This is a genomic window from Enterobacter sp. HG048, assembly GCF_024702055.1.
Classification (GTDB): domain Bacteria; phylum Pseudomonadota; class Gammaproteobacteria; order Enterobacterales; family Enterobacteriaceae; genus Enterobacter; species Enterobacter dykesii.
In genome coordinates this window covers 329,161-354,125 of sequence record NZ_JANLIZ010000002.1, presented here as the reverse complement: position 1 = coordinate 354,125, position 24,965 = coordinate 329,161, and the positions used below count along the sequence as shown (strand labels likewise).

26 protein-coding genes and 1 other annotated feature are annotated in these 24,965 nt (G+C 53.9%); of the genes, 18 read left to right on the top strand and 8 right to left on the bottom strand.

The window, feature by feature from the left end; genetic code table 11:
- Nucleotides 1-24: 24 nt before the first annotated feature.
- Nucleotides 25-2,622: a type I DNA topoisomerase gene (gene topA / locus NUX24_RS04995; protein ID WP_047651111.1), complete on the bottom strand. Its 2,598-nt coding sequence runs from the start codon at nucleotides 2,620-2,622 to the stop codon at nucleotides 25-27.
- 399 nt (nucleotides 2,623-3,021) lie between these two features.
- Here topA and NUX24_RS04990 point away from each other — a divergent pair, with 399 nt between their 5' ends.
- On the top strand, nucleotides 3,022-3,273 hold the full coding sequence (locus NUX24_RS04990; protein ID WP_023312072.1) for a YciN family protein: 252 nt from the start codon (nucleotides 3,022-3,024) through the stop codon (nucleotides 3,271-3,273).
- Between the two features lie 34 nt (nucleotides 3,274-3,307).
- Here NUX24_RS04990 and sohB read toward each other — a convergent pair whose 3' ends face one another.
- Entirely contained in the window at nucleotides 3,308-4,354 is a 1,047-nt protein-coding gene (sohB, locus tag NUX24_RS04985; protein WP_126328718.1) for a protease SohB, read from the bottom strand.
- A gap of 251 nt (nucleotides 4,355-4,605) precedes the next feature.
- Here sohB and NUX24_RS04980 point away from each other — a divergent pair, with 251 nt between their 5' ends.
- Both NUX24_RS04980 and cobO read left to right on the top strand, forming a co-directional pair.
- Nucleotides 4,606-5,367 carry a YciK family oxidoreductase gene (locus tag NUX24_RS04980; RefSeq protein ID WP_047651113.1) on the top strand — a complete coding sequence of 254 codons (762 nt, stop codon included), beginning with the start codon at nucleotides 4,606-4,608 and terminating at the stop codon, nucleotides 5,365-5,367.
- A complete protein-coding gene (cobO, locus tag NUX24_RS04975; protein ID WP_023312075.1) occupies nucleotides 5,364-5,954 on the top strand; it encodes a cob(I)yrinic acid a,c-diamide adenosyltransferase in 591 nt (196 codons plus the stop codon). The genes NUX24_RS04980 and cobO overlap by 4 nt, the downstream gene beginning before the upstream one ends.
- Before the next feature lie 35 nt (nucleotides 5,955-5,989).
- Here cobO and rluB read toward each other — a convergent pair whose 3' ends face one another.
- The 3 genes from rluB to rnm form a co-directional block, all read right to left on the bottom strand.
- On the bottom strand, nucleotides 5,990-6,865 hold the full coding sequence (gene rluB / locus NUX24_RS04970) for a 23S rRNA pseudouridine(2605) synthase RluB (protein ID WP_023312076.1): 876 nt from the start codon (nucleotides 6,863-6,865) through the stop codon (nucleotides 5,990-5,992).
- 96 nt (nucleotides 6,866-6,961) lie between these two features.
- A complete protein-coding gene (locus tag NUX24_RS04965; protein ID WP_003856793.1) occupies nucleotides 6,962-7,582 on the bottom strand; it encodes an L-threonylcarbamoyladenylate synthase in 621 nt (206 codons plus the stop codon).
- A complete protein-coding gene (gene rnm / locus NUX24_RS04960) occupies nucleotides 7,579-8,460 on the bottom strand; it encodes an RNase AM (protein WP_134866108.1) in 882 nt (293 codons plus the stop codon). The genes NUX24_RS04965 and rnm overlap by 4 nt, the downstream gene beginning before the upstream one ends.
- A gap of 139 nt (nucleotides 8,461-8,599) precedes the next feature.
- Here rnm and trpL point away from each other — a divergent pair, with 139 nt between their 5' ends.
- The 9 genes from trpL (at nucleotide 8,600) to NUX24_RS04915 (ending at nucleotide 17,358) form a co-directional block, all read left to right on the top strand.
- Entirely contained in the window at nucleotides 8,600-8,644 is a 45-nt protein-coding gene (gene trpL / locus NUX24_RS04955; protein ID WP_071524153.1) for a trp operon leader peptide, read from the top strand.
- Nucleotides 8,621-8,714 (top strand) — a sequence feature (Trp leader region). Its footprint overlaps the gene before it by 24 nt.
- A 23-nt stretch (nucleotides 8,715-8,737) precedes the next feature.
- Nucleotides 8,738-10,300 (top strand): anthranilate synthase component 1, encoded by a 1,563-nt coding sequence (locus NUX24_RS04950; protein ID WP_047651116.1) that lies wholly within the window; start codon nucleotides 8,738-8,740, stop codon nucleotides 10,298-10,300.
- Complete coding sequence (gene trpD / locus NUX24_RS04945) at nucleotides 10,300-11,895, top strand: bifunctional anthranilate synthase glutamate amidotransferase component TrpG/anthranilate phosphoribosyltransferase TrpD (RefSeq protein ID WP_257830132.1); 1,596 nt, start codon at nucleotides 10,300-10,302, stop codon at nucleotides 11,893-11,895. The genes NUX24_RS04950 and trpD overlap by 1 nt, the downstream gene beginning before the upstream one ends.
- Before the next feature lie 3 nt (nucleotides 11,896-11,898).
- Nucleotides 11,899-13,257: a bifunctional indole-3-glycerol-phosphate synthase TrpC/phosphoribosylanthranilate isomerase TrpF gene (trpCF, locus tag NUX24_RS04940; protein ID WP_047651118.1), complete on the top strand. Its 1,359-nt coding sequence runs from the start codon at nucleotides 11,899-11,901 to the stop codon at nucleotides 13,255-13,257.
- Nucleotides 13,258-13,267: 10 nt separating this feature from the next.
- Entirely contained in the window at nucleotides 13,268-14,461 is a 1,194-nt protein-coding gene (trpB, locus tag NUX24_RS04935; RefSeq protein ID WP_257830131.1) for a tryptophan synthase subunit beta, read from the top strand.
- Nucleotides 14,461-15,270: a tryptophan synthase subunit alpha gene (gene trpA, locus NUX24_RS04930; RefSeq protein ID WP_257830130.1), complete on the top strand. Its 810-nt coding sequence runs from the start codon at nucleotides 14,461-14,463 to the stop codon at nucleotides 15,268-15,270. Before trpB ends, trpA begins: the two co-directional genes overlap by 1 nt.
- A gap of 181 nt (nucleotides 15,271-15,451) precedes the next feature.
- Nucleotides 15,452-16,663 (top strand): selenium metabolism membrane protein YedE/FdhT, encoded by a 1,212-nt coding sequence (gene yedE / locus NUX24_RS04925; RefSeq protein ID WP_257830129.1) that lies wholly within the window; start codon nucleotides 15,452-15,454, stop codon nucleotides 16,661-16,663.
- Nucleotides 16,660-16,893 carry a sulfurtransferase-like selenium metabolism protein YedF gene (yedF, locus tag NUX24_RS04920; RefSeq protein WP_003856774.1) on the top strand — a complete coding sequence of 78 codons (234 nt, stop codon included), beginning with the start codon at nucleotides 16,660-16,662 and terminating at the stop codon, nucleotides 16,891-16,893. Before yedE ends, yedF begins: the two co-directional genes overlap by 4 nt.
- A gap of 126 nt (nucleotides 16,894-17,019) precedes the next feature.
- Nucleotides 17,020-17,358 carry a hypothetical protein gene (locus tag NUX24_RS04915; RefSeq protein WP_032666617.1) on the top strand — a complete coding sequence of 113 codons (339 nt, stop codon included), beginning with the start codon at nucleotides 17,020-17,022 and terminating at the stop codon, nucleotides 17,356-17,358.
- 46 nt (nucleotides 17,359-17,404) lie between these two features.
- Here the strand turns inward: NUX24_RS04915 and ompW are convergent, their stop codons facing one another.
- On the bottom strand, nucleotides 17,405-18,037 hold the full coding sequence (gene ompW / locus NUX24_RS04910; protein WP_023312086.1) for an outer membrane protein OmpW: 633 nt from the start codon (nucleotides 18,035-18,037) through the stop codon (nucleotides 17,405-17,407).
- A gap of 282 nt (nucleotides 18,038-18,319) precedes the next feature.
- Between ompW and NUX24_RS04905 the strand changes: the two genes are divergently transcribed.
- The 4 genes from NUX24_RS04905 (at nucleotide 18,320) to yciA (ending at nucleotide 20,588) form a co-directional block, all read left to right on the top strand.
- Nucleotides 18,320-18,724: a YkgJ family cysteine cluster protein gene (locus NUX24_RS04905; protein ID WP_047651122.1), complete on the top strand. Its 405-nt coding sequence runs from the start codon at nucleotides 18,320-18,322 to the stop codon at nucleotides 18,722-18,724.
- 25 nt (nucleotides 18,725-18,749) lie between these two features.
- Nucleotides 18,750-19,493, top strand: coding sequence for a YciC family protein (locus NUX24_RS04900; RefSeq protein WP_047651123.1), 744 nt, complete (start codon nucleotides 18,750-18,752; stop codon nucleotides 19,491-19,493).
- Nucleotides 19,494-19,548: 55 nt separating this feature from the next.
- Entirely contained in the window at nucleotides 19,549-20,088 is a 540-nt protein-coding gene (locus tag NUX24_RS04895; RefSeq protein ID WP_023312088.1) for a septation protein A, read from the top strand.
- A 104-nt stretch (nucleotides 20,089-20,192) separates the two neighbouring features.
- Entirely contained in the window at nucleotides 20,193-20,588 is a 396-nt protein-coding gene (yciA, locus tag NUX24_RS04890) for an acyl-CoA thioester hydrolase YciA (protein ID WP_008502796.1), read from the top strand.
- A gap of 38 nt (nucleotides 20,589-20,626) precedes the next feature.
- Here yciA and tonB read toward each other — a convergent pair whose 3' ends face one another.
- Nucleotides 20,627-21,349 carry a TonB system transport protein TonB gene (tonB, locus tag NUX24_RS04885; RefSeq protein WP_257830179.1) on the bottom strand — a complete coding sequence of 241 codons (723 nt, stop codon included), beginning with the start codon at nucleotides 21,347-21,349 and terminating at the stop codon, nucleotides 20,627-20,629.
- A gap of 220 nt (nucleotides 21,350-21,569) precedes the next feature.
- On the opposite strand from tonB, the gene NUX24_RS04880 reads away from it, so the two are divergent.
- A complete protein-coding gene (locus NUX24_RS04880) occupies nucleotides 21,570-21,866 on the top strand; it encodes a YciI family protein (RefSeq protein WP_023327637.1) in 297 nt (98 codons plus the stop codon).
- 108 nt (nucleotides 21,867-21,974) lie between these two features.
- Nucleotides 21,975-24,191: a phosphoglycerol transferase I gene (locus NUX24_RS04875; protein WP_257830128.1), complete on the top strand. Its 2,217-nt coding sequence runs from the start codon at nucleotides 21,975-21,977 to the stop codon at nucleotides 24,189-24,191.
- A 45-nt stretch (nucleotides 24,192-24,236) separates the two neighbouring features.
- Here NUX24_RS04875 and leuE read toward each other — a convergent pair whose 3' ends face one another.
- A complete protein-coding gene (leuE, locus tag NUX24_RS04870) occupies nucleotides 24,237-24,872 on the bottom strand; it encodes a leucine efflux protein LeuE (RefSeq protein ID WP_023312092.1) in 636 nt (211 codons plus the stop codon).
- Nucleotides 24,873-24,965: the final 93 nt, after the last annotated feature.

Sequence of the window (24,965 nt, the reverse complement as noted above, 5' to 3'; positions counted from 1 at the left end):
CAGGTAAGTTACGGTAAGGGAAGATTATTTCTTGCCTTCAACCCATTTGCCATCAACAAAGAAGGCTGACCACCCGGTCGCTTTACCCTCTTTCTCGGCCGCAACATACTGCTGCTTAGTTTTACGGCTAAACCGTACCACGGTTTTGTTGCCTTCCGGATCCTGCTGAGGCGCATCGGCCAGATAACGCAGTTTTTCAGGAAGACGATCGCGGAAGCGATGCAGCTCTTCCACCAGCGGCGCGCGCGTTTCACGCGATTTCGGGAAGGTGTTGGCGGCCAGGAAGACACCTGCGGCACCATCACGCAGCACGAAGTACGCGTCGGATTTCTCGCACGGAAGTTCTGGCAGTGGAACCGGATCTTCCTTCGGAGGAGCCACTTCGCCGTTACGCAGAATTTTGCGCGTGTTTTTACACTCGTCGTTGGTACAGGCCATGTACTTACCGAAACGCCCCATTTTCAGGTGCATTTCAGAGCCACACTTCTCGCACTCCACAATCGGGCCGTCATAGCCTTTAATGCGGAACTCACCCTCTTCGATCTCATACCCGTCACACGTTGGGTTATTACCGCAAACGTGCAGCTTACGTTTTGGATCGATCAGGTAGCTGTCCATTGCCGTGCCGCATTTTTTGCAGCGGCGTTTGGCACGCAGAGCGTTAGTTTCCGCATCGTCACCTTCCAGCACGTTGAGAACTTCGTTCTCAGGCACCAGGTTGATGGTGGTTTTGCAGCGCTCTTTTGGTGACAGCGCATAGCCGGAGCAGCCAAGGAACACGCCCGTGGTTGCGGTGCGGATCCCCATCTTGCGGCCGCAGGTTGGACAGTCGATGCTGGTCAGAACCATCTGGTTAGGCAGCATACCGCCCTCTTCAGGGTCTTTTTCCGCTTTTTCAAGCTGGTCGGTAAAGTCACTGAAGAAGCTGTCGAGGACCTTTTTCCATTCCGCCTGATGGCTGGCAACCTGGTCGAGGCTGTCTTCCATTTGCGCGGTGAAATCGTAGTTCATCAACTCGCGGAAGTTTGCTTCCAGACGGTCAGTGACGATCTCACCCATTTTTTCCGCATAGAAACGGCGGTTTTCAACGCGCACGTAGCCACGGTCCTGAATGGTCGAGATGATGGACGCGTAGGTCGATGGACGACCAATACCGCGTTTTTCCAGTTCTTTCACCAGGGACGCTTCACTGAAGCGCGCAGGCGGCTTGGTGAAGTGCTGGGCAGGCACGAGGTCAACCAGCGAGAGCTCATCCCCTTTGTTTACCGCCGGCAGCGTTCGGTCTTCATCACCTTTACGCAGCGCTGGCATCACCTTCGTCCAGCCGTCGAAACGCAGGATACGACCGCGCGCTTTGAGACGGAACTCGCCCGCGCCAACGGTCAGCGTGGTGGAGTCATACTGCGCTGGCGTCATCTGGCACGCCACGAACTGGCGCCAGATCAGCTGATACAGTTTCTGCGCGTCGGCTTCCATGTCTTTCAGCGATTCCGCTAACACCGAGACGTCAGAAGGACGAATCGCTTCGTGCGCTTCCTGAGAGTTCTCTTTGCTGGCGAACTGGTTAGCGCTTTCCGGCAGGTATTTCTTACCGAAATTGTCGCTGATGTAGCCGCGGACCATGTTGACCGCGTCCTGGCTCAGGTTGGTTGAGTCGGTACGCATATAGGTGATGTAGCCCGCTTCATACAGGCGCTGCGCCATCATCATCGTCTTCTTCACGCCATACCCCAGACGCGTGCTTGCAGCCTGTTGCAGCGTGGAGGTAATAAACGGCGCACCCGGCTTGCTGCTGGTCGGTTTGTCTTCACGTTCCAGCACCTGATAACGTGCTTTTTCCAGCAGCGCGACGGCGGCCATGGTCTGGTCGCGGTTTTCCGGACGGAAAGGCTTGTCGTTGTGATGGCTCACCTGCAGTGGCAGAGCGTCACCGCCCGGCGTGGTCACATTGGCATCGACTTCCCAGAACTCTTCCGGCACGAAGGCTTTAATTTCGCGCTCACGCTCAACGACCAGACGCACGGCGACGGACTGCACACGCCCTGCGGACAGGCCACGGGCAATCTTCTTCCACAGCAGTGGAGAGACCATGTAGCCCACAACGCGGTCCATAAAGCGACGTGCCTGCTGTGCGTTTACGCGGTCAATGTTCAGTTCGCCCGGCTTCTCAAATGCCTGACGAATCGCATTCTTCGTAATTTCGTTAAACACTACACGGCTGTAGCGTTTGTCATCACCACCGATCACTTCCCGCAGGTGCCACGCAATGGCTTCCCCTTCGCGGTCAAGGTCGGTTGCGAGATAGATGTGGTCTGCTTTTTCAGCAAGCTGCTTCAGCTCGTTAACGACTTTTTCTTTCCCGGGCAGCACTTCATATTGTGCATCCCAGTTATGCCATGGGTTTACACCCATGCGGTTGACAAGCGCGCTACGTTCATCCTTTTTAGGCTTTTTAGCCCCTTTGGTGGAGGTAGAGTCTGCGCTCTTTTTGCTGGCTGAGCCACTGGTCGGCAAATCGCGGATATGACCGACGCTGGACTTAACCACGTAGTCATTACCCAGATACTTATTGATCGTTTTGGCTTTTGCCGGGGACTCAACGATGACGAGAGCTTTACCCATATTCACCTTTACCTAATTTAATTCTTCCAGGAATACGCCGCACGTTGATTTCCCTTCCGCTGACGACGCGCCAATGATATTGCGACTGCGTCAGGAGATATCAACCCCTTTGACTTACCGGACGTTAATGAGAATACGCCCAGGTGATTGAGTTTTCGGGTATTTTTCTCACATCTCGTGTAATTCGTGACGAATTCCCGGTTGAATGTCAAGCAATTCTGTTGCCAGAATGACGAAAGCGCACACTCTACCTGATAAAATTCGTTACGCAACTTTATTAGCATGCAAAAGCAGATCCCGCCAGCCAGGACCCTGCACCTTATCCCCTCACATTACAGGGAAAATTTGCCCCCAAAGCGCCCTCGTCGTAGACTATTGTCACTGTTTAAGGAGTGGATTATGCAGAATACGACCCAACCTATTGACCGAGCCTCTCTGCTTATCGAAGCAAACAAGCTTATCCGTGACCATGAAGATACGCTGGCGGGCATTGAAGCCACCGGCGTAGAGCAGCGTAATGGTGTGCTGATTTTCAGCGGCGAATACTTCCTTGACGAACAGGGTTTACCGACCCCGAAAAGCACCGCCGTGTTTAACATGTTTAAATACCTGGCGCATACGCTTTCCGAGAAATATCACCTGGTCGATTAATGCAAAACGCGAGGCATATGCCTCGCGTTTTTGTTTACAGCAACGGTTTTTGTCCGCGCTGTAGCCAGCGCAGCAGCAGGCGGTCCGCGCTTTCTGCGGCACTGTTGGTAAAGCGGTCAAGGAGTCGCTTACGCTGGGTAAAGCGCACGCCCACCAGTTCCCGGCCTTCCATCAGATTGAGCAGCAGATCGTCGCTGGTTCCGACTTCATCCACCAGCCCTTTCTCCTGCGCCTGGACGCCGTACCAGTGCTCGCCCGTCGCGACCTGTTCAATATCGAGCGTTGGGCGCATACGGTGTACAAAATCTTTAAAGAGATGATGCGTTTCGTTGAGATCTTCGCGGAATTTTTGGCGCCCTTCTTCCGTGTTTTCCCCCAGCAGCGTCAGGGTACGTTTGTACTGACCCGCCGTGTGAAGTTCGATATCAATCTCTTTATTTTTCAGGAAGCGGTTGAAGTTCGGAATTTGCGCGACCACGCCGATCGAGCCAATAATGGAGAACGGCGCGGCAACAATTTTGTCCGCCACGCAGGCCATCATGTAGCCACCGCTCGCCGCCACTTTATCCACCGCCACGGTCAGCGGGATCTGTTTTTCACGCAGGCGCTGCAGCTGTGAGGCGGCCAGTCCGTAACCGTGAACCACCCCGCCCGGGCTTTCAAGGCGCACGACAACCTGATCCTGCGGTGTCGCCACGGCCAGAACGGCAGTCACTTCTTCCCGCAGAGAAGACACTTCATGCGCATCCATACTGCCTTTAAAATCGAGCACATAGACGCGTGGCGTGGCCTTATCCTGCGGCGCATTGAGCTTTGCTTTTGCCTTTGCCGCTTTGGCTTCCTGTTTATGCTTTTTCTTCTGCGCTTTCTGCCAGAGTTTCTGTTGATGACTATCAAGCAGCGCCAGAGACATCTCTTCCTGCATCTCTTTATACTGCTCGCTCAGGCGGGTGATGCGTAACTCCCCACGCTGACGCTTGCGCTGCGTCAGGTTGACAATCAGAACGGCTACCACCGCAATGGCAACCACCACCGTCGCGATTTTGGCCAAAAACAACCCATATTGAGAAAGTAATTCCACGCGTTCCACCTTGATTTAACCACGAATCTTTCACGGCAGTGTACAACAGCCCTGCTCATGCGTCTCGCTCGTGACATTACCTCTGCGAGCCGCCTTCAGGAATCCCCGGACTGGAGTTTAAATATTTGCAAATTGTTAATTTTACAGTAATGCGTCCTGTAGACTGATTGAATTATCAGGCGAATTCGGGCATAAAGCCGAAAAGTCATTATAAAGGCGCCATTGCGTCACCGGTCGCCTGAGGAGTCACCGTGCATTATCAACCGCAAAAAAATCTGCTGCAAAACCGGATTATTCTTGTCACCGGTGCCAGCGACGGGATTGGCCGCGAGGCGGCCCTGACATACGCCGAATATGGCGCCAACGTCATTCTGATCGGGCGCAACGAAGAAAAACTGAAAAACGTCGCTCAGGAGATTGAGGCCGTATGCGGCACGCCGGCCCCGTGGTATACGCTCGATTTACTGGCCTGCACGCCCGCGGAGTGCCAGGAATTAGCCCAGCGCATCAGCGCTCACTATCCGAGACTCGACGGCGTGCTGCATAACGCCGGTTTGTTAGGTGAAGTGCGTCCGATGGATGAACAGGATCCGGATATCTGGCAGCAGGTGATGCAGGTTAACGTCAACGGCACGTTTTTCCTCACGCAGGCATTGCTTCCTTTATTACTCAAATCCGAGTCTGGCTCACTGGTCTTTACCTCCTCCAGCGTAGGTCGCGAGGGGCGCGCAAACTGGGGTGCTTATGCCGTATCAAAATTCGCCACCGAAGGCATGATGCAGGTGCTGGCGGAGGAGTATCAGAGCCGTCATCTTCGCGTGAACTGCATCAACCCGGGCGGTACGCGCACCAAAATGCGCGCCAGCGCGTTCCCGAGCGAAGATCCGCAGAAGCTGAAAACCCCGGCAGACATTATGCCGCTCTATCTCTGGCTGATGGGCGACGACAGCCGCCGCAAGACCGGGATGACCTTTGATGCCCAGCCGGGCCGTAAACCGGGAATTTCGCAATGAGTGAAGAACGTCATCAGCAGCGCCAGCAGCGTCTGAAAGAACAGGTCGATGCGCGGGTCGCGGCAGCCCAGGACGAACGTGGGATCGTCATCGTTTTTACCGGCAATGGAAAAGGGAAAACCACCGCCGCATTCGGCACGGCGACACGCGCCGTCGGTCACGGGCAAAAAGTGGGCGTGATCCAGTTTATCAAAGGCGAATGGCCCAACGGTGAGCGAAATTTGCTTGAGCCTCACGGCGTTGAGTTTCAGGTGATGGCGACCGGGTTTACGTGGGATACCCAGAACCGGGAAACGGACACCGCCGCCTGTCTCGCCGTCTGGGAGCATGCAAAGAGAATGCTGGCCGATCCCTCGCTGAATATGGTTCTGCTGGATGAGATCACCTATATGGTCGCCTACGACTACCTGCCGCTGGAAGCCGTGCTGGATGCTCTGAAGAATCGTCCTGTACACCAGACGGTTATCGTCACGGGGCGCGGGTGTCATCGGGATATTCTGGAGATGGCCGATACCGTCAGCGAGCTGCGTCCGGTCAAACACGCGTTTGATGCAGGTATCAAAGCGCAAATTGGCATTGATTACTAAAGAAAAAAGCCCGGTGCGTTGACCGGGCTTTTATATTAACCGTTGTTGTTACGGCTGCCGGAGCGGCGGCTGCTGCTCACCTGGCTGTGTCGCTTCACCGCGCGACGGATCTGATTCGCCTTCATGCGACGACGATCTTTTTCCACCGCCACTTTTGAGGTGGTTTCCGGCGTCAGGCCGACAAGCTCACGCAGGTAGTTGGTTTGGGTCAGATCCAGTTCGGTATACCCACCGCGCGGCAGACCTTTCGGCAACAGAATGTCGCCGTAACGGACGCGGATCAGGCGGCTAACCTGCACGCCTACCGCTTCCCAGAGACGACGCACCTCGCGGTTACGGCCTTCGGTCAGGGTCACGTTGTACCACTGGTTAATGCCTTCCCCACCGGTAAACTTGATGGTTTTGAACGCCGCAGGACCGTCTTCCAGCTGAACGCCACGCGACAGATCGCGCAGTTTATTCTCATCAACCTGGCCAAATACGCGCACCGCGTATTCACGTTCCACTTCACGGCTTGGGTGCATCAGACGGTTTGCCAGTTCACCATCGGTGGTAAACAGCAGCAGACCGCAGGTGTTCACGTCCAGACGACCAACGGCAATCCAGCGAGCGCCACGCAGTTTAGGCAGACGGTCAAACACCGTCGGACGACCTTCCGGGTCGTTGCGGGTGCACAGCTCGCCTTCCGGCTTGTAGTAAGCCAGCACGCGGCAGATCTGTTCAGCGGACTCTTTCACGGAGATAAGATGACCGTCGATGCGGATCTTCAGCCCCGGTACGATTTCTACGCGGTCACCCAGCGTGGCGATTTTACCGTCCACACTCACGCGGCCCGCTTCAATAATGGCTTCGATTTCACGGCGTGAACCGTGGCCGGCACGCGCCAGCACTTTCTGTAACTTCTCGCTCATTGAGCTTCCTCAGGTGTCGCCTTCACAGGCGTCGAATCAGGTCAAAAGAGGGCTGAGCCCTGCTTTGATGGCCGCGTAGTATATCTGCTTATACCCTTACAAGAAAGGCTTTACGTCACCCACGCCTTCACGAATCACTTCCGGTGCATCTTCGGTTAAGTCGACCACGGTGGTCGGCTGCTGGCCGAGATAGCCGCCGTGAATAATCAGCTCGACCACCTTCTCCAGACGATCTTTGATCTCTTCCGGGTCGGACTCGGTAAACTCGCTGCCCGGCAGCATCAGTGAGGTAGAAAGCATCGGTTCGCCGAGGGTTTCCAGCAACGCCTGCGCAATCGGGTTAGACGGCACGCGCATGCCTATGGTTTTACGTTTTTCCTGCAGCAGTCGACGCGGTACTTCCTTCGTGCCCTTCAGGATGAAGGTGTAGTTGCCCGGCGTGTTGTTCTTAATCAGACGAAACGCCACGTTATCGACATAAGCATAGGTCGACAGCTCAGAGAGATCGCGGCACATCAGGGTAAAGTTATGGCCGTCCGGCAGCTGGCGAATACGGCAAATGCGCTCCATTGCCCCTTTATCTTCAATTTTGCAGCCCAGCGCGTAGCCTGAATCGGTCGGGTAGACAATCACGCCGCCTTTGCGGACGATCTCCACGGCCTGGTTAATCAAACGTGGCTGCGGGTTATCTGGATGGATATAGAAAAACTGACTCATACTTCCCTCTCTTCAATTTGCTGCGGCTGTTCCCAGAGCTGCCAGACCGGCTCAACGCCAGCGGGCAGCCAGAGCTTGCGCCCCAGTTCGATCCACGCGCAGGGCTGATGGAAATCAGAGCCCTGTGACCCAAGAAGGCCGAACTGGCGGGCATACGTCGCGAGCTGCGCGCGCTCGTTGGGCGCCTGCTGACACTGGGCGACTTCCATCGCCTCGCCACCGCATTCGGCAAAGTGTGCCAGCAGCCTTTTCAGCCATTTAGCAGAAAGATTATACCGCCCCGGATGGGCCAGCACGGCCTTACCGCCAGAATGATGAATCACATCAATAGCTTGTTTTATTGTACACCACTGTGGTGGAACGTATCCGGTTTTCCCGCGCGCCAGATACTTTTTAAAGACATCCGCCATGTTCGTCGCTTTGCCGGCTTCAACCAGAAAACGGGCGAAATGACCGCGGGTGACCGCCCCGCCGTTCGCCATCTTTTGCGCGCCTTCCAGCGCGCCCGGAATATGCGCCTTTTCCAGACGCTCGCCGATCATCTCTGCGCGCTGATTGCGGCGCGTTTTTTGTTCTTGCAAAAATGCCGTAAGTGCCGGATGGTCTATATCGATATTCAGGCCAACAATATGAATCTCATGATTTTCCCAGACGGTCGAGATCTCGACGCCGGACACCAGATTCAGCGCCAGCCCGCTGCGGGCAATCTCGGCGCGCGCCGCCGGAATGGCATCTGTCGTATCGTGATCGGTTATCGCCAGCGTGCCGACGCGCATTTCAACGGCGCGATGAACCAGGGCTTCGGGTGTCAGCAGGCCGTCAGAGGCCTGAGTATGGCTATGTAAATCATAAATAATGGCGTAGGTGGTATCGCTCAAAGCACTTCCCGTAACAGGTTGGAGACATCCGAAAACACCATGATACCGACTTAACGCGAAATTCTGAAATCAAGGGTTGACAACTGGCCATCGAACTAGTTAACTAGTACGCAAGTTCACACGAGAAAGGTATCTGAAAATGACAGCACATTTCGCTCTTCACGGCTGGTGGCGCACTTCCTGATCTTCGGGCAGTGTCACGCGTCTGCGAAATGCAAACAGATACCCGCCCGCTACCCAGCGGGCTTTTTTTTGAACAAAATATGAGAACAACAACATGCAAACAGCCAAACCTCATCTCGAACTGTTGACCTGCGAGGCGGCCTATCGCCACAACCCGACCGCGCTGTTTCATCAGGTGTGCGGGGCTCGTCCGGCAACGCTGCTGCTTGAGTCTGCGGATATCGACAGCAAGGACGATCTCAAAAGCCTGCTGCTGGTCGACAGCGCGCTGCGCATTACCGCTTTAGGTGACACTGTCACCATCAAGGCATTATCAGACAATGGCGCATCGCTGCTGCCGCTGCTGGATGCCGCTCTGCCGTCAGGCATTGAAAATGAACGTCACCCGGAAATGCGTATTCTGCATTTCCCGCCGGTGAGCCAGCTGCTGGACGAAGACGCGCGCCTCTGCTCCCTGTCCGTTTTCGATGCCTTCCGCCTGCTGCAGAACCTCGTCACCGTGCCGGAAGACGAGCGAGAGGCGATGTTCTTCGGCGGGCTGTTTGCTTACGACCTGGTTGCCGGTTTTGAAGATTTGCCGGAAACCGAGCAGGGTAATCGCTGCCCGGACTATTGCTTTTATCTGGCCGAAACCCTGCTGGTGATCGACCATCAGAAACAATACACCCGCATTCAGGCCAGCCTGTTTACGCCTTCAACTGCTGAGAAAGACCGTCTTGAGCATCGTATCGCTCAACTGCAGCAGCAGATGACGGAAGCGCCGCCCGCGCTGCCGGTGCAGCGTGTAGAGAAAATGACCTGCGACGTTAACCAGACCGACGATCAGTACGGCGCCGTGGTTCGCCAGATGCAAAAAGCGATTCGCGCCGGGGAAATTTTCCAGGTCGTGCCGTCCCGTCGCTTCTCACTGCCCTGCCCGTCTCCGCTGGCAGCCTACGACGTGCTGAAGAAAAGCAATCCCAGCCCGTACATGTTCTTTATGCAGGACAACGAATTCACGCTGTTCGGCGCCTCGCCGGAAAGCTCGCTGAAATATGACGCCACCAGCCGTCAGATTGAGATCTACCCGATTGCCGGTACCCGTCCGCGCGGACGTCGCGCCGATGGCTCGCTGGACCGGGATCTGGACAGCCGCATCGAGCTGGAGATGCGTACCGACCACAAAGAACTCTCCGAGCACCTGATGCTGGTTGACCTGGCGCGTAACGATCTGGCACGCATTTGTACTCCCGGCAGCCGCTACGTGGCGGACCTGACCAAAGTCGACCGCTATTCGTTCGTGATGCACCTCGTCTCCCGCGTGGTCGGCGAGCTGCGCCACGATCTGGACGTGCTGCACGCCTATCGCGCCTGTATGAACATGGGCACCCTCAGCGGCGCGCCGAAAGTACGCGCCATGCAGCTGATTGCCGCCGCCGAAGGACGCCGTCGCGGCAGCTACGGCGGCGCGGTGGGTTACTTCACCGCCCACGGCGATCTCGATACCTGCATCGTAATCCGCTCCGCCTATGTCGAAGACGGGATTGCCACCGTCCAGGCGGGTGCCGGGATTGTTCTTGATTCCGTTCCGCAGTCTGAAGCTGACGAAACGCGCAGTAAAGCCCGAGCGGTCCTTCGCGCCATTGCTACCGCACACCATGCACAGGAGATTTTCTGATGGCTGACATTCTGCTGCTCGATAATATCGACTCCTTTACCTACAACCTGGCAGATCAGCTGCGTGCGAATGGCCATAACGTCGTTATCTATCGCAACCACGTTCCGGCCCAGACCCTGATTGACCGCCTGGCCACCATGCAAAACCCTGTGCTGATGCTCTCCCCGGGGCCAGGCGCACCGAGCGAAGCGGGCTGTATGCCGGAGCTGCTGACCCGTATGCGCGGCAAGCTGCCGATAATCGGCATCTGCCTCGGCCATCAGGCGATTGTGGAAGCCTACGGCGGCTACGTCGGACAGGCGGGTGAGATCCTGCACGGTAAGGCGTCCAGCATTGAACATGACGGCCAGGCAATGTTTGCCGGGCTGCCGAATCCGCTCCCGGTCGCGCGCTACCACTCGCTGGTCGGCAGCAATATTCCCGCCGGGCTGACGATCAACGCCTCGTTTGAAGGGATGGTAATGGCGGTACGTCACGACGCGGATCGCGTTTGCGGGATGCAGTTCCATCCGGAATCGATCCTGACCTCCCATGGCGCCCGTCTGCTCGAGCAGACGCTGGACTGGGCGTTGCAGAAGCTGGAGCAGACCAACACCCTGCAGCCGATTCTGGAAAAACTCTACCAGGCGCAGACCCTGAGCCAGCAGGAGAGCCATCAGCTCTTCTCCGCCGTGGTTCGCGGTGAGCTGAAGCCTGAGCAGCTGGCGGCGGCGCTGGTGAGCATGAAAGTGCGCGGCGAAAGCCCGCAGGAAATCGCCGGTGCCGCCACGGCCCTGCTGGAAAATGCCGCCCCGTTCCCCCGCCCGGACTATCAGTTTGCGGATATCGTCGGTACCGGCGGTGACGGCAGTAACAGCATCAATATCTCCACCGCCAGCGCCTTCGTGGCGGCGGCGTGTGGGTTGAAGGTCGCGAAGCACGGTAACCGCAGCGTTTCCAGCCGGTCAGGCTCGTCCGATTTGCTCGCGGCATTCGGCATTAATCTCGATATGAACGCCGAGCGTTCCCGCGAAGCGCTGGATGACCTGGGCGTCTGCTTCCTGTTTGCGCCGAAGTATCACACCGGTTTCCGCCATGCGATGCCGGTTCGTCAGCAGCTTAAAACCCGCACGCTGTTTAACGTGCTTGGCCCGCTGATTAACCCGGCCCACCCGCCGCTGGCGCTGATTGGCGTTTACAGCCCTGAGCTGGTGCTGCCGATTGCCGAGACGCTGCGCGTGCTGGGTTACCAACGTGCCGCCGTGGTGCACAGCGGCGGCATGGACGAAGTGTCACTGCATGCGCCGACGCTGGTTGCCGAACTGCGCAACGGTGAAATCCTCAGCTATCAGCTGGAGGCTGCCGACTTCGGCCTTGCTCCATACCATCAGGAAGCGCTGGCTGGCGGTACGCCGGAAGAAAACCGTGACATTCTCACGCGCTTATTACAAGGTAAAGGAGAGGTCGCCCATGAGGCCGCCGTTGCTGCCAACGTCGCCATGCTGATGCGTTTGCACGGTGAGGAAGACCTGAAGGCCAACGTTCAAAAAGTTCTGGATGTACTGCGCTCCGGTGCAGCTTACGATCGCGTTACCGCACTTGCGGCAAGAGGGTAAAGAATGCAGACCGTTTTAGCGAAAATCGTTGCCGATAAGGCCATCTGGGTGGAAGCCCGCAAGCAACAGCAGCCGCTTGCCAGTTTCCAGAATGACGTCGTCCCGAGCAGCCGTCGTTTCTATGACGCCCTGCGGGGTACGCGCACCGCGTTTATTCTTGAGTGCAAAAAAGCGTCCCCGTCCAAAGGCGTTATTCGTGACGATTTCGACCCGGCACGTATTGCCGGCATTTATAAGCATCACGCGTCAGCCATCTCCGTGCTGACGGATGAGAAATATTTTCAGGGCAGCTTCGATTTTCTGCCGATCGTCAGCGGCATCGCGCCGCAGCCGATCCTGTGCAAAGACTTTATTATCGACCCTTATCAGATTTGGCTGGCGCGCTTTTACCAGGCCGACGCCTGCCTGCTTATGCTCTCGGTGCTCGACGACGAGCAGTATCGCCAGCTTTCCGCCGTGGCGCACAGCCTGAACATGGGCGTGCTGACCGAAGTGAGCAACGAAGAGGAGCTGGAACGCGCGATTGCGCTGGAAGCCAAAGTGGTCGGCATTAACAACCGCGATCTGCGTGACCTGTCGATTGACCTTAACCGTACGCGCCAGCTGGCGCCGCGTCTGGGGTCTGGTGTTACGGTGATCAGCGAATCCGGTATTAACAGCTACGCTCAGGTGCGCGAGCTGAGCCACTTCGCCAACGGATTCCTGATTGGCTCCGCCATGATGGAACATGACGATCTCAATGCGGCTGTGCGTCGCGTGCTGCTGGGTGAAAACAAAGTCTGCGGCTTAACCCGCGAACAGGATGCTCAGGCCGCGTATGAAGCCGGGGCGATTTACGGCGGGCTGATCTTTGTGGACTCCTCTCCTCGCGCGGTCAGCGAAGAACAGGCGCGCAAGGTCATCGCCGCGGCTCCGCTCAGCTACGTGGGCGTTTTCCGCAACGCAGATATTGCAGACGTTGCGGCGAAAGCCGACGCGTTATCCCTGAGCGCGGTGCAGCTCCACGGCGATGAAGACCAGAGCTATATCGATGCCCTGCGCGCCGCGCTGGCACCGCAGGTGCAGATCTGGAAAGCGCAACGCGTTGACGATACGTTGCCCCCGCGTAACCTGAACCACGTGGACAAATACGTCCTCGATAACGGCCAGGGCGGTACCGGCCAGCGTTTTGACTGGTCGCTGCTGAACGGCGAAAAGCTTGACAACGTTCTGCTGGCGGGCGGATTAAGCCCGGATAACTGCGTAGAAGCCGCCAAAACCGGTTGCGCAGGCCTCGATTTCAATTCAGGCGTAGAGTCCCAACCGGGTATCAAAGATGCCAGCAAGCTGGCCTCGGTTTTTAAAACTCTGCGTGCATATTAAGGAAGAGAAGATGACGACATTACTTAACCCGTATTTTGGTGAGTTCGGCGGGATGTACGTCCCGCAAATCCTGATGCCCGCGCTGCGCCAGCTGGAAGAAGCGTTTGTCAGCGCGCAGAAGGATCCGGCGTTTCAGGCGGAATTTACCGACCTGCTGAAAAATTACGCCGGTCGTCCAACCGCGCTGACCAAATGCCGCAACCTGACGGAAGGCACCAAAACCACGCTGTATCTGAAGCGTGAAGACCTGCTGCACGGCGGCGCGCATAAAACTAACCAGGTGCTGGGCCAGGCGCTGCTCGCGAAGCGTATGGGCAAAACCGAAATCATCGCCGAAACCGGTGCGGGCCAGCACGGCGTGGCCTCTGCGCTTGCCAGCGCCCTGCTCGGTCTGAAATGCCGCATCTATATGGGGGCGAAAGACGTTGAGCGCCAGTCTCCGAACGTCTTCCGCATGCGTCTGATGGGAGCAGAAGTGATCCCGGTGCACAGTGGCTCCGCAACGCTGAAGGATGCCTGTAACGAAGCGCTGCGCGACTGGTCTGGCAGCTATGAAACCGCGCACTATATGCTCGGTACCGCGGCGGGCCCGCACCCGTTCCCGACTATCGTGCGCGAATTCCAGCGCATGATCGGTGAAGAGACCAAAGCGCAGATCCTCGATAAAGAGGGTCGCCTGCCAGATGCGGTGATCGCCTGCGTTGGCGGCGGATCTAACGCCATCGGCATGTTCGCAGACTTTATCGACGACACCAGCGTGGGTCTGATTGGCGTCGAGCCAGCCGGTCACGGCATTGAATCGGGTGAACACGGCGCGCCGCTGAAGCATGGCCGCGTGGGGATCTACTTCGGGATGAAATCCCCGATGATGCAGACCGATGAAGGCCAGATTGAAGAATCTTATTCTATCTCTGCCGGCCTCGACTTCCCGTCCGTCGGACCGCAGCACGCCTATCTGAACAGCACCGGTCGTGCGGACTATGTCTCCATTACCGATGACGAAGCGCTGGAAGCGTTCAAAACGCTGTGCCGCAGCGAAGGGATCATCCCGGCGCTGGAATCTTCCCACGCCCTGGCGCACGCGCTGAAAATGATGAAAGACAATCCGGAAAAAGAGCAGCTGCTGGTGGTGAACCTTTCCGGCCGCGGTGACAAAGATATCTTCACCGTTCACGATATTCTGAAAGCACGAGGGGAAATCTGATGGAACGCTACGATAACGTATTTGCAGAGCTGAAATCCCGCCAGGAAGGCGCGTTCGTTCCCTTCGTCACCCTGGGCGACCCGGGCCCGGAACAGTCGCTGAAGATTATCGACACCCTGATTGAAGCCGGCGCCGACGCGCTGGAGCTGGGTATTCCGTTCTCAGACCCGCTGGCAGATGGCCCGACCATCCAGAATGCGACGCTGCGCGCATTTGCCTCCGGTGTGACGCCGACCCAGTGCTTCGAGATGCTGGCGGCGATACGCCAGAAGCACCCGACCATTCCGATTGGCCTGCTGATGTACGCCAACCTGGTGTTCAACCGCGGTATCGATGAGTTTTACGCCGAGTGCGCACGCGTGGGCGTCGACTCTGTTCTGGTCGCCGACGTGCCGGTTGAAGAGTCCGCACCGTTCCGTCAGGCGGCCATGCGCCATAACGTCGCCCCGATTTTCATCTGCCCGCCGAACGCCGATGACGAACTGCTGCGCCAGATTGCCTCTTACGGACGCGGATATACCTACCTGCTCTCCCGCGCGGGCGTAACCGGTGCCGAGAATAAAGCGGCGTTGCCTCTGTATCATCTGGTTGAGAAGCTGGCCGAGTACCATGCCGCGCCTCCGCTGCAGGGCTTCGGGATCTCTTCTCCGGATCAGGTCACCGCGGCAATTGACGCGAAGGCTGCAGGTGCCATCTCCGGCTCCGCGATTGTGAAGATCATCGAGAAGAACGTGGACAAGCCAGAGCAGATGCTGGCCGAGCTGAAAGCGTTCGTAACGTCAATGAAAGCGGCGACGCGTAAAGCTTGACCCCTCTACCGTCTGGCATCCCTGCCAGACGGTTCCCCCTCCTTCCCCACCTTCTACAACGGATTACCTCAAAATTGATCCCGTCGATATTTTCGGCGTTAATGGCTTTCCATTCTGGCGTGCAAGCGTATGATCTGGACTCTTTTTTATCTCTAATCCTTCTGAGTTCAGAGGCTTATTCATGTCATGGCAATACTTCAAACAGACTTACCTGGTTAAGTTCTGGTCACCTGTCCCGGCCGTTATCGCGGCAGGCATTCTCTCTACCTACTATTTCGGCATTACCGGCACCTTCTGGGCCGTGACCGGCGAGTTCACCCGCTGGGGTGGTCAATTGCTACAGCTCGCAGGCGTACATGCCGAGGAGTGGGGTTACTTTAAACTCATCCATCTGGACGGCACACCGCTCACCCGCATCGACGGGATGATGATCGTCGGCATGTTCGGCGGCTGTTTCGCGGCGGCGCTGTGGGCAAACAACGTTAAGTTGCGGATGCCCAAAAGCCGCATTCGTATAATGCAGGCGGTAGTCGGCGGTATCATTGCCGGGTTTGGCGCCCGTCTGGCGATGGGCTGTAACCTGGCCGCTTTCTTTACGGGGATTCCTCAGTTTTCGCTTCACGCCTGGTTCTTTGCTGTCGCCACGGCCATCGGCTCTTACTTCGGTGCAAAATTCACCCTGCTACCGCTGTTCCGCATTCCGGTGAAAATGACAAAAGTCAGCGCAGCGTCTCCGTTAACCCAGAAGCCGGACCAGGCGCATCGTCGTTTCCGCCTCGGTATGCTGGTCTTTTTGGCTATGGTCGCCTGGGCGCTTTGCACTGCGATGAATCAGCCCAAACTCGGCCTGGCGATGCTATTCGGCGTGGGTTTTGGTCTGCTCATTGAACGCGCGCAGATCTGCTTTACCTCCGCGTTTCGCGATATGTGGATCACCGGCCGTACGATGATGGCAAAGGCGATTATCGCCGGGATGGCGGTCAGCGCCATCGGCATCTTCAGCTATGTTCAACTGGGCGTCGAACCGAAAATCATGTGGGCTGGCCCTAACGCCGTGATCGGCGGCCTGCTGTTTGGCTTCGGGATCGTGCTGGCTGGCGGGTGTGAAACCGGCTGGATGTACCGCGCCGTCGAAGGCCAGGTGCACTACTGGTGGGTGGGTCTGGGAAATGTTATCGGCTCGACGATCCTGGCGTACTTCTGGGACGATCTTTCCCCGGCGCTCGCCACGAGCTGGGACAAGGTCAACCTGCTGAGCACCTTCGGGCCCCTCGGCGGCCTGCTGGTCACCTACGCCCTGCTGCTGGTGGCTTTTTTACTGGTTGTCGCACAGGAAAAACGCTTCTTCCGTCGCGCAAGTGTTAAAACAGAAACCCAGGAGAATGCTGCATGAAAGAGATCGTGCCCGATTACCGTCTGGATATGGTCGGTGAGCCCTGCCCTTATCCGGCTGTTGCCACGCTTGAAGCCCTACCGCAGCTCAAAAAAGGGGAAATTCTGGAGGTGGTCAGCGACTGTCCGCAGTCCATCAACAATATTCCGCTGGATGCGAAAAACCACGGCTACACGGTGCTGGATATCCAGCAGGATGGCCCGACCATTCGCTATCTGATTCAAAAATAATCGCTAAGGGCCTCGTCGGAGGCCTTTATCGCATTGAATTATAAGACATCTTGATCCACGGCAAAAACGCGATTTTTAACTTAAGTAAAATCTCATTTCCCTTTTGAAGGAGGTTTTCGCGGTTTGATGTATTTACGAGCTTTACTGGTTTTCGCCTTATTGATTCCCTTCCATGCGCTGTCCCTGAATTTCTCTTCCACCTTCCTGCGCCTTAATTGTCCGCAAAGAGGACTTGTCGAGGTCATTCTGCACGTCTATGACCATACCCAGGAACGATGGCGCGGTCATTTTGAAACCGGCGCGGGACATAAACGTGCGGGTGATACCGAAATTATCCCGTTTGCCAACGGCGATATTCTCTTCCATTCCCTGTCCAGCGACGCTTTCAGCTATTTATATGATGGGGAAAAAATCCTGAGGCACTGCGTAAAGCTTGATGAGCGGCCGGTTTATCCGTCGTTTTGAAGTGAGCAAAGCAAACTGGCCACCCTGTGGCCAGTTTGACGGGGGATCAGAAACGATAACCCGCAGAGAACATAAACACCCACGGATCCAGGCGAGTATTGATACTTTGCTGCTGACCGCCCGCCTTGAAGCGTACGTCCGTATCAATATCCATGTACCAGACCGAGGCGTTGATCAGCCAGTCGCGGTTAATCAGATAGTCCAGACCGACCTGCCCCGCCATACCCCATGAATCTTTCAGGCTGAGATCGGTCAGACCGGCCTCTTTACCGGTATCGTTAAACTTCTCGTCAAAGAAGGTGGTGTAGTTTACACCGGCGCCAATATAAGGACGCACCTTGCTGCTGGCATCGCCAAAGTACCATTGCGCCATCAGCGTTGGCGGTAAATGGTGAACCGTAGCGATATCACCCGTTGCGCCCAGACCTACGCGATGACGGAACGGCGTTGCAGCCAGAAGCTCAACACCAACGTTTTCCGTCGCCATATAGGTGAACGTTAACCCTAACTGGGTGTTATTACTGACGTTAAAACCGCCCATACCCAGCACGTTATCCGATCCTTCAGTCGGGCGAACCGTAGCCGAACCGGCACGAATAAAGAATTCGCCTGCTTCATGCGCATACGCGCCGCCAGAGAGACTGCTTAATACAAGGGCTGCCACCGCTAATTTTTTCATATCCGCTCCATCGTTGTGGTTTTAATCGCGGATGAGAATATACTCACAAATGAGTAATAAGTGATCTGCCACAGATCACATTAAAACCAGTAAGTTAACATTCATTGATCTGGGTTAATTTTTTGTGGCGTACCGAAAAGCAATAAGTTGTTTCCATGTCAATTTTTGGCATTTCACGGTTACAAAATTTTCCCTTTTCCCCCTCTTGCTCTTCCTCTGACGGCTGGATAATTTATCGCTCTCACAAGTTGATTTGATGCGTTCTTCTTTAGCAGGTGTGCCATGAGTGATATCAACCCGTGCATGACGTGCGGAGCCTGTTGTGCGTATTTTCGAGTCTCTTTCTACTGGGCCGAAGCCAGCGATGGCGGCGGTACCGTTCCGGTTCATCTTACTGAGCCGTTAACGCCCTTTCTGCGCTGCATGAGCGGCACAAACCAAAAGCAGGCCCGCTGCGTGGCGCTACAGGGTGAGCCCGGAGTCTCTACCCGGTGTTCTATCTATGATGACCGGCCCAGCCCATGCCGGGAATTTGCCATGTCGGGGGAAGATGGCCAGGTCAACGAAGCCTGCAATCGGGCCCGGGCGCGCGTTGGATTACCACCGCTTTACAAAGATATGCTTTTCCATACAAGCCTTGATGCTGCCACAGCAGGTGCATCCGGTGTACAATTGCCGGCTAATTAACACCTGCAATACTCAAGGAGAGTGCATGTCTATCACGGCGAAGTCTGTCTACCGTGACACGGGAAACTTTTTCCGCAATCAGTTCATTACCTTTTTACTGATCGCGTTGCTTTGCGCCTTTATCACGGTGGTGCTGGGCCATGCCTTCTCACCGAGTGAAGAACAGATTGCCAGCCTGAGCCAGGGCGACCATCTTGCGGGTAGCGTGGGGTTGTTTGAGCTGGTGCAAAACATGACGCCGGAACAGCAACAAATCCTGCTGCGCGCTTCTGCCGCGTCAACGTTCTCAGGCCTGATTGGTAATGCGGTTCTGGCGGGCGGCGTTTTGCTGATGATTCAGCTGGTATCGGCGGGTCACCGGGTCAGCGCCTTACGAGCGATTGGTGCCAGCGCGCCGGTCTTACCTAAGCTGTTTATTCTGATCTTTTTAACCACCCTGCTGGTGCAGATGGGGATTATGCTGGTCGTGGTGCCGGGTGTATTACTGGCTATCGTGCTCTCATTTGCCCCGGTGATGGTTGTGCAGGATAAGATGGGGATTTTTACCGCAATGCGCAGCAGCATCAGGCTGGCATGGGCGAATATGCGTCTGGTGGCGCCCGCCGTGATCGGCTGGCTGCTCGCCAAAACGCTCCTGCTGTTGTTTGCACCGAATTTTGCGGTATTAACGCCAAACGTTGGCGCCGTGGTGGCGAATACGCTGAGCAACCTGATTTCAGCGATACTGCTGGTCTATCTGTTCCGCCTGTATATGTTAATTCGTCAGTAATCCTGAGGCGGGGGCATCGCAGCCTCCCGCCCCGCTCAGAAGATGGAATCACAGAATGAAGCAGTTTCTTGATTTTTTACCGCTCGTGGTCTTTTTTGCTTTTTATAAACTGTACGACATTTATGCCGCGACCACTGCGCTGATCGTTGCAACGGCTGTGGTGCTGATCTACAGCTGGGTTCGCTATCGTAAAGTCGAAAAAATGGCGCTGATCACCTTCGTCCTGGTCGCCGTATTCGGTGGGCTTACTCTGTTCTTCCACAATGATGAATTTATCAAGTGGAAAGTGACCGTCATTTACGCGCTGTTTGCGGGCGCATTGTTAATCAGCCAGTGGGTCATGAAAAAGCCGCTGATCCAGCGCATGCTCGGCAAAGAGCTGACGCTGCCTCAGGAAGTCTGGTCCCGTCTGAATATCGCCTGGGCGGTCTTCTTTATTCTCTGTGGTCTTGCCAATATTTATATTGCCTTCTGGCTGCCGCAGAATATCTGGGTCAACTTCAAGGTCTTCGGCCTGACCGCGCTGACGCTTATCTTCACGCTATTAAGCGGCGTATACATCTATCGCCACATGCCGCAGGACGACAAGCACTGATTAATGACTGACCAGAACGTCAACGACAGGCGTTCTGGTCTATTCTCTCCGCTGTGAAATCATAGTAGCATCCCGCCTGAAGTCTTCCGTTACGAGTTAAAACAATGACAACAACTAACGCCCCGCAGGGCGAACTGGTTTTACGCACACTGGCAATGCCCGCTGACACCAATGCCAATGGCGATATTTTTGGCGGCTGGCTGATGTCGCAGATGGATATGGGCGGCGCAATTCTGGCAAAAGAGATTGCCCACGGGCGCGTGGTGACTGTGCGAGTGGACGGCATGACCTTCCTGCGCCCGGTTGCGGTGGGAGATGTGGTTTGCTGCTACGCACGCTGCGTCAAACGCGGCAACACCTCTATTTCAATCAACATCGAAGTATGGGTTAAGAAAGTCTCTTCGGAACCCATTGGGCAGCGTTATAAGGCCACCGAAGCGCTGTTTATTTATGTTGCAGTGGATAGCGAGGGTAAACCTCGTCAACTTCCGCAGGCCTGATTGACAGGCAAAAAAAAGCCTCCATCAGGAGGCTTTTTTTATTCCATTTGCGCCCCGCCGTTCAGGCGGAAAACAATATTCACAATCAGTCCGTTGCCCGGTTTCCCGGCCTCATAGCGCCATCTGCGCATCGCCGATTTCACTTCGCGCTCAAACATATTAGAAGGCTGAGCGGACAATATTTCCACGTTATCCACGCGGCCATCGGCAGTAACGTCAAATTTAACCCGTACGCGGCCTTCAATACGTAAGGCCTGCGCTCGCGCCGGATACTGAGGCTGGTTGCGACTCAGCGCGCGCGGACCCGCAGGGGCACTGACTGTCGGCTTAGGCGCGGCTGCGGTGTTATTCATCACCGGACGCGAAGGCGCCGCATTCTCCACCGTCTGGGTCGCGCGCGGTTCAACCGGACGTTCCTCGCGTTTCGGACGCTCCTCAACCTTCTTCACCGGCTTTGGCTTCGGCTTAGGTTTTGGCTTCGGTTCAGGCTTGTGGATTACCACCGGCGCTTCCTTCGGTGGAGGCGGAACAGGCTCGGGCTCAGGCTCTGGTTCAGCCACCGGCTGCGGTGGTGGAGGTGCAACCTGCGGCGGTTCGAGATCCGCTGGCGATACCATCGTCACCGAAATCGGCTGCGCGGGCGCGGGCATTTCAATAACCTGATGAACCGAGGTATACAGCAAACCCGCCACAACGGCACCGTGAATCACGACAGAAAGCAGCGTCGGCCAGGGAAAGCGGCGAGGTAAATCAAGGGTCATCGAAGTCATAATCATCAACGTTAAAAAACCGAACACTGATTTTAAATGCAAATAGCAATCATATTCAATAAGACACTTTGTTCTGACGCAACTTTAGCGCATGAGAGGCCAAAAAAGGCGCATTCAGATCAGGGTATTAACATTGTTTTTATTTTACATTGCAGTCGTTTGCCCTTTCACATACCGTAACTGACACTTTTACCGGTTAAGGAGCTTCGCCGTGTTTTACGTGATTTACTCTGAAGATGTTGCTGATTCGCTCGAAAAACGCCAGTCTGTGCGCCCTGCGCATCTGGCACGTTTGCAGCTGCTCCAGGATGAAGGCCGTTTACTGACCGCCGGCCCCATGCCCGCAGTAGACAGCAACGATCCGGGCGCCGCCGGTTTTGCCGGCTCCACTGTGATTGCTGAGTTTGAATCCCAGGAAGCCGCTCAGGCATGGGCTGACGCAGATCCGTATGTTGCAGCGGGTGTGTATGCGAAAGTGACGGTCAGACCGTACAAGAAAGTGTTTTAAATCAATCGGGTAAATGTAGGGTAACAAACTAACGTTGCATTGCCCTACTACCTTTTTGAATGAAAAAAGATATAATCCATTCATCTCTTTTACTTAGAAAGTTTTGTTATGGATTATATCTTATTAGTATTATTATTGGCCGTTTGTTTTGCTAATGCTGCATTTATCAGAATCAAATCGATTGTGGTGGTAATTGCATTACTTATATTTGCTTTCTGGTATATATCAAATATGTTTACCGGAAATGGTGTAAATGATGCAGTTTATTATCATCTGAGAAGTGATGTTCACGGGACGTCTATTGATGATATATTGCCTAAAGTTTTTGCAGCCAGCATATTTATTTTGATTTCTATGGCGATATTATTTGCGTCGTTCAAATTTCGAAAAAAATTACCACGACACAATGTCACATTCTTTAACTTTTTATTTATTACATCCCTTTCACTTTTCGTTTTTCAATCTAATGCAACCCAAAATATATACAATTCGCTTCAGAATTTGTCCTATGGGAATGGGGTGAAAGTGGCCAGGCAGTATAACAGCATTGATTACAAGATGAATAAAAAGTACAATTATGTTTTTATTTATGCTGAGAGCCTTGAACGCTCACTGAGAAACATTGATGGCATCAATTATATTCCACAAATAAGTAAACTTGCAGATCAATATCTTGAATTCACTGACATACGTCAAATTCCGGGTATGGGGTGGACAATGGCAGGAATGGTCAATACCCAATGTGCTATCCCACTAGTCCTCCCTCAGGGTAATTCAGCGAATAATATGTCTCATTTCTTGGGTGGGGCTGATTGCATTGCAACGCATTTGAAAAAAAATGGATACACTACGGAATTTATACGTGGGAGTGATAAAGAATTTGCTGGAGGGGATAAGTTCTTTTCTCAGCATGGCTGGATTTATCAACATGATAAACAATATTTGCTTAATCATCTCGTAGTAAATCAAAATGAAATTAGTGGATGGGGTGTTCATGATGATTCGCTCATTGACCATGTATATAATGAATTTGAAAAGTTATCGACCTCAAAAAATAACTTTCTCCTCTCATTCTTAACCGTCAATACTCATCCGCCAGCAGGTACCTATTTATCTGCTTGCGATGGATATATTAATGCTGCCATCAGTAACCCTATGTTTAAATCAGCAAGTTGTTCTGATTATCTTGTTGGTACATTTATTAAAAAAATCATCAACTCAAACCATTTTGACAATACAATCATTGTTCTTGTTTCAGATCATTTGATGATGGCTAACGCTGCCAGTAAAGAGCTTGACAGCATTCAGGACAAGCGCAGGAACAATTTTATTATTATAAAAAAAGGAATTAAACCCACTAAAATCGCCAAACCAGGAACATTACTGGATGTCTGGCCGACTATACTTGACGTCTCTTCGGCTGATAAACCTGATTTTGGATTTGGTCACAGTTTACTTCGCAATGAGAAAAGCCAGATATTACAATCATGGGAAAATTCTAAAAACATTAGTGATTATCTAGGGTTTTCGTCTTCACTATGGAATTACCCTTCCCTAAATGACAAATTCTCATTTAAAGATGGCAAATTGACAATTGGCCAACAAGAATATAAATGGCCTCTCTTCGGATCCGCTGACAAGAATAAAAACATCAAGAGCATTTATTTTGAAGCCTTTGCCTTAAACGCGCAAAGAATTACTGCCGAAGATAACATTCTTTTTTATATAAATGATTGTTCAGTAACATCGAAAAGTAAACAAGGATTATGTGGTTATGAACTAACACATAATAGTACGACACAGTACCAAATAAATGAAAGCGGTATTTTCAATAGAAGAGAACTTAACGTTGCATCTCCTTTGTTTTCTGAGGGACTTATCGGTATTTCGTCTGGGCCACTTAATGTCCAGACAGGCATTAATGATAATATTCAAGAGCAAACCATGCCATATGGGGTTAATTTTTACAAACTGGAAGGAGAAAATAATAAACTTAAACTCCTCGCCAATTTTAACACATGCAATAACGTTCCAGTTGATGTGAATGCAGTAAAAAACTTGATTGGTAAAGACAGTTCGACTCTCATCATTGCTTCAAATGAGTCTGTTTTTTGTATACCTTATGAAACCAGACCATCAGTTAATGAATTATTGCGCTCGAATGCGGCTACTCACCTGACCCCCAGACAGCAAATTATAGGAACTTATACTAAAAATGATACTAAATTCATTTTAGGGAGCCCTGATATCCCATTAGATGTGTTTATAAACAAAACAAATTATAAGCTGAACGAATTATGTACCATTTTCAAAGACTGTAGCTAATTTTTATAATCTGTTGAAAGGCTCCCTCAGGAGCCTTTCAAACCATCAATGCAATGATGCCAACCTCGCCGCAAACCCGACAAACAGCAGCCCTATCAGCCCATTCCCCAGCTTTGCCAGTTTCTTTTTTGTTTTCAGATAACGCGTGACAAACGCACCTGAGAAGATCAGGAAACTCATATACATGAAGCTTATCAACTCCAGCGTCGTCGCGAGGATCAGGAAAGAGGTGCCGGTGCTCTGCGCATTCACGTCAATGAACTGAACGAAGAACGATACGTAGAACAGAATCGCTTTGGGATTGGTCAGGCTTAATACCAGCGAACGTTTCATGATCATACTGGCCGGTTCAGGGCCGCTCTCATGCGCGTTTTTCTGGCGGTTCACCACCGACCAGAGCATTTTGCCGCCCAGCCAGAGCAGATAGAAAGCTCCGAGATAGCGCACGATATTAAACAGTACCGGCGTGGTCTGGATTAATGCCGCGACGCCCGCCCAGGCCAGAAACATCAGCACCGCATCGCCAATAAATACGCCCGTAGCGGCAAGATACCCTTTTTTAACGCCGTGACCGATCCCGGTTTTTAGCACAAACAGGGTATTCGGCCCTGGCACCAGCACGATAAAAAACGCGCCGACAACATACGTCCAGAAATTCAGTACGCCAAACTCCGCAAACACTTCTCCCTCCTTTTGCTCAATACAACAGGAATATCGCTGCAAATACGCTATTCCTAAAAAATCAGACGCTATAAAATCAGCGGGCACCGGTTA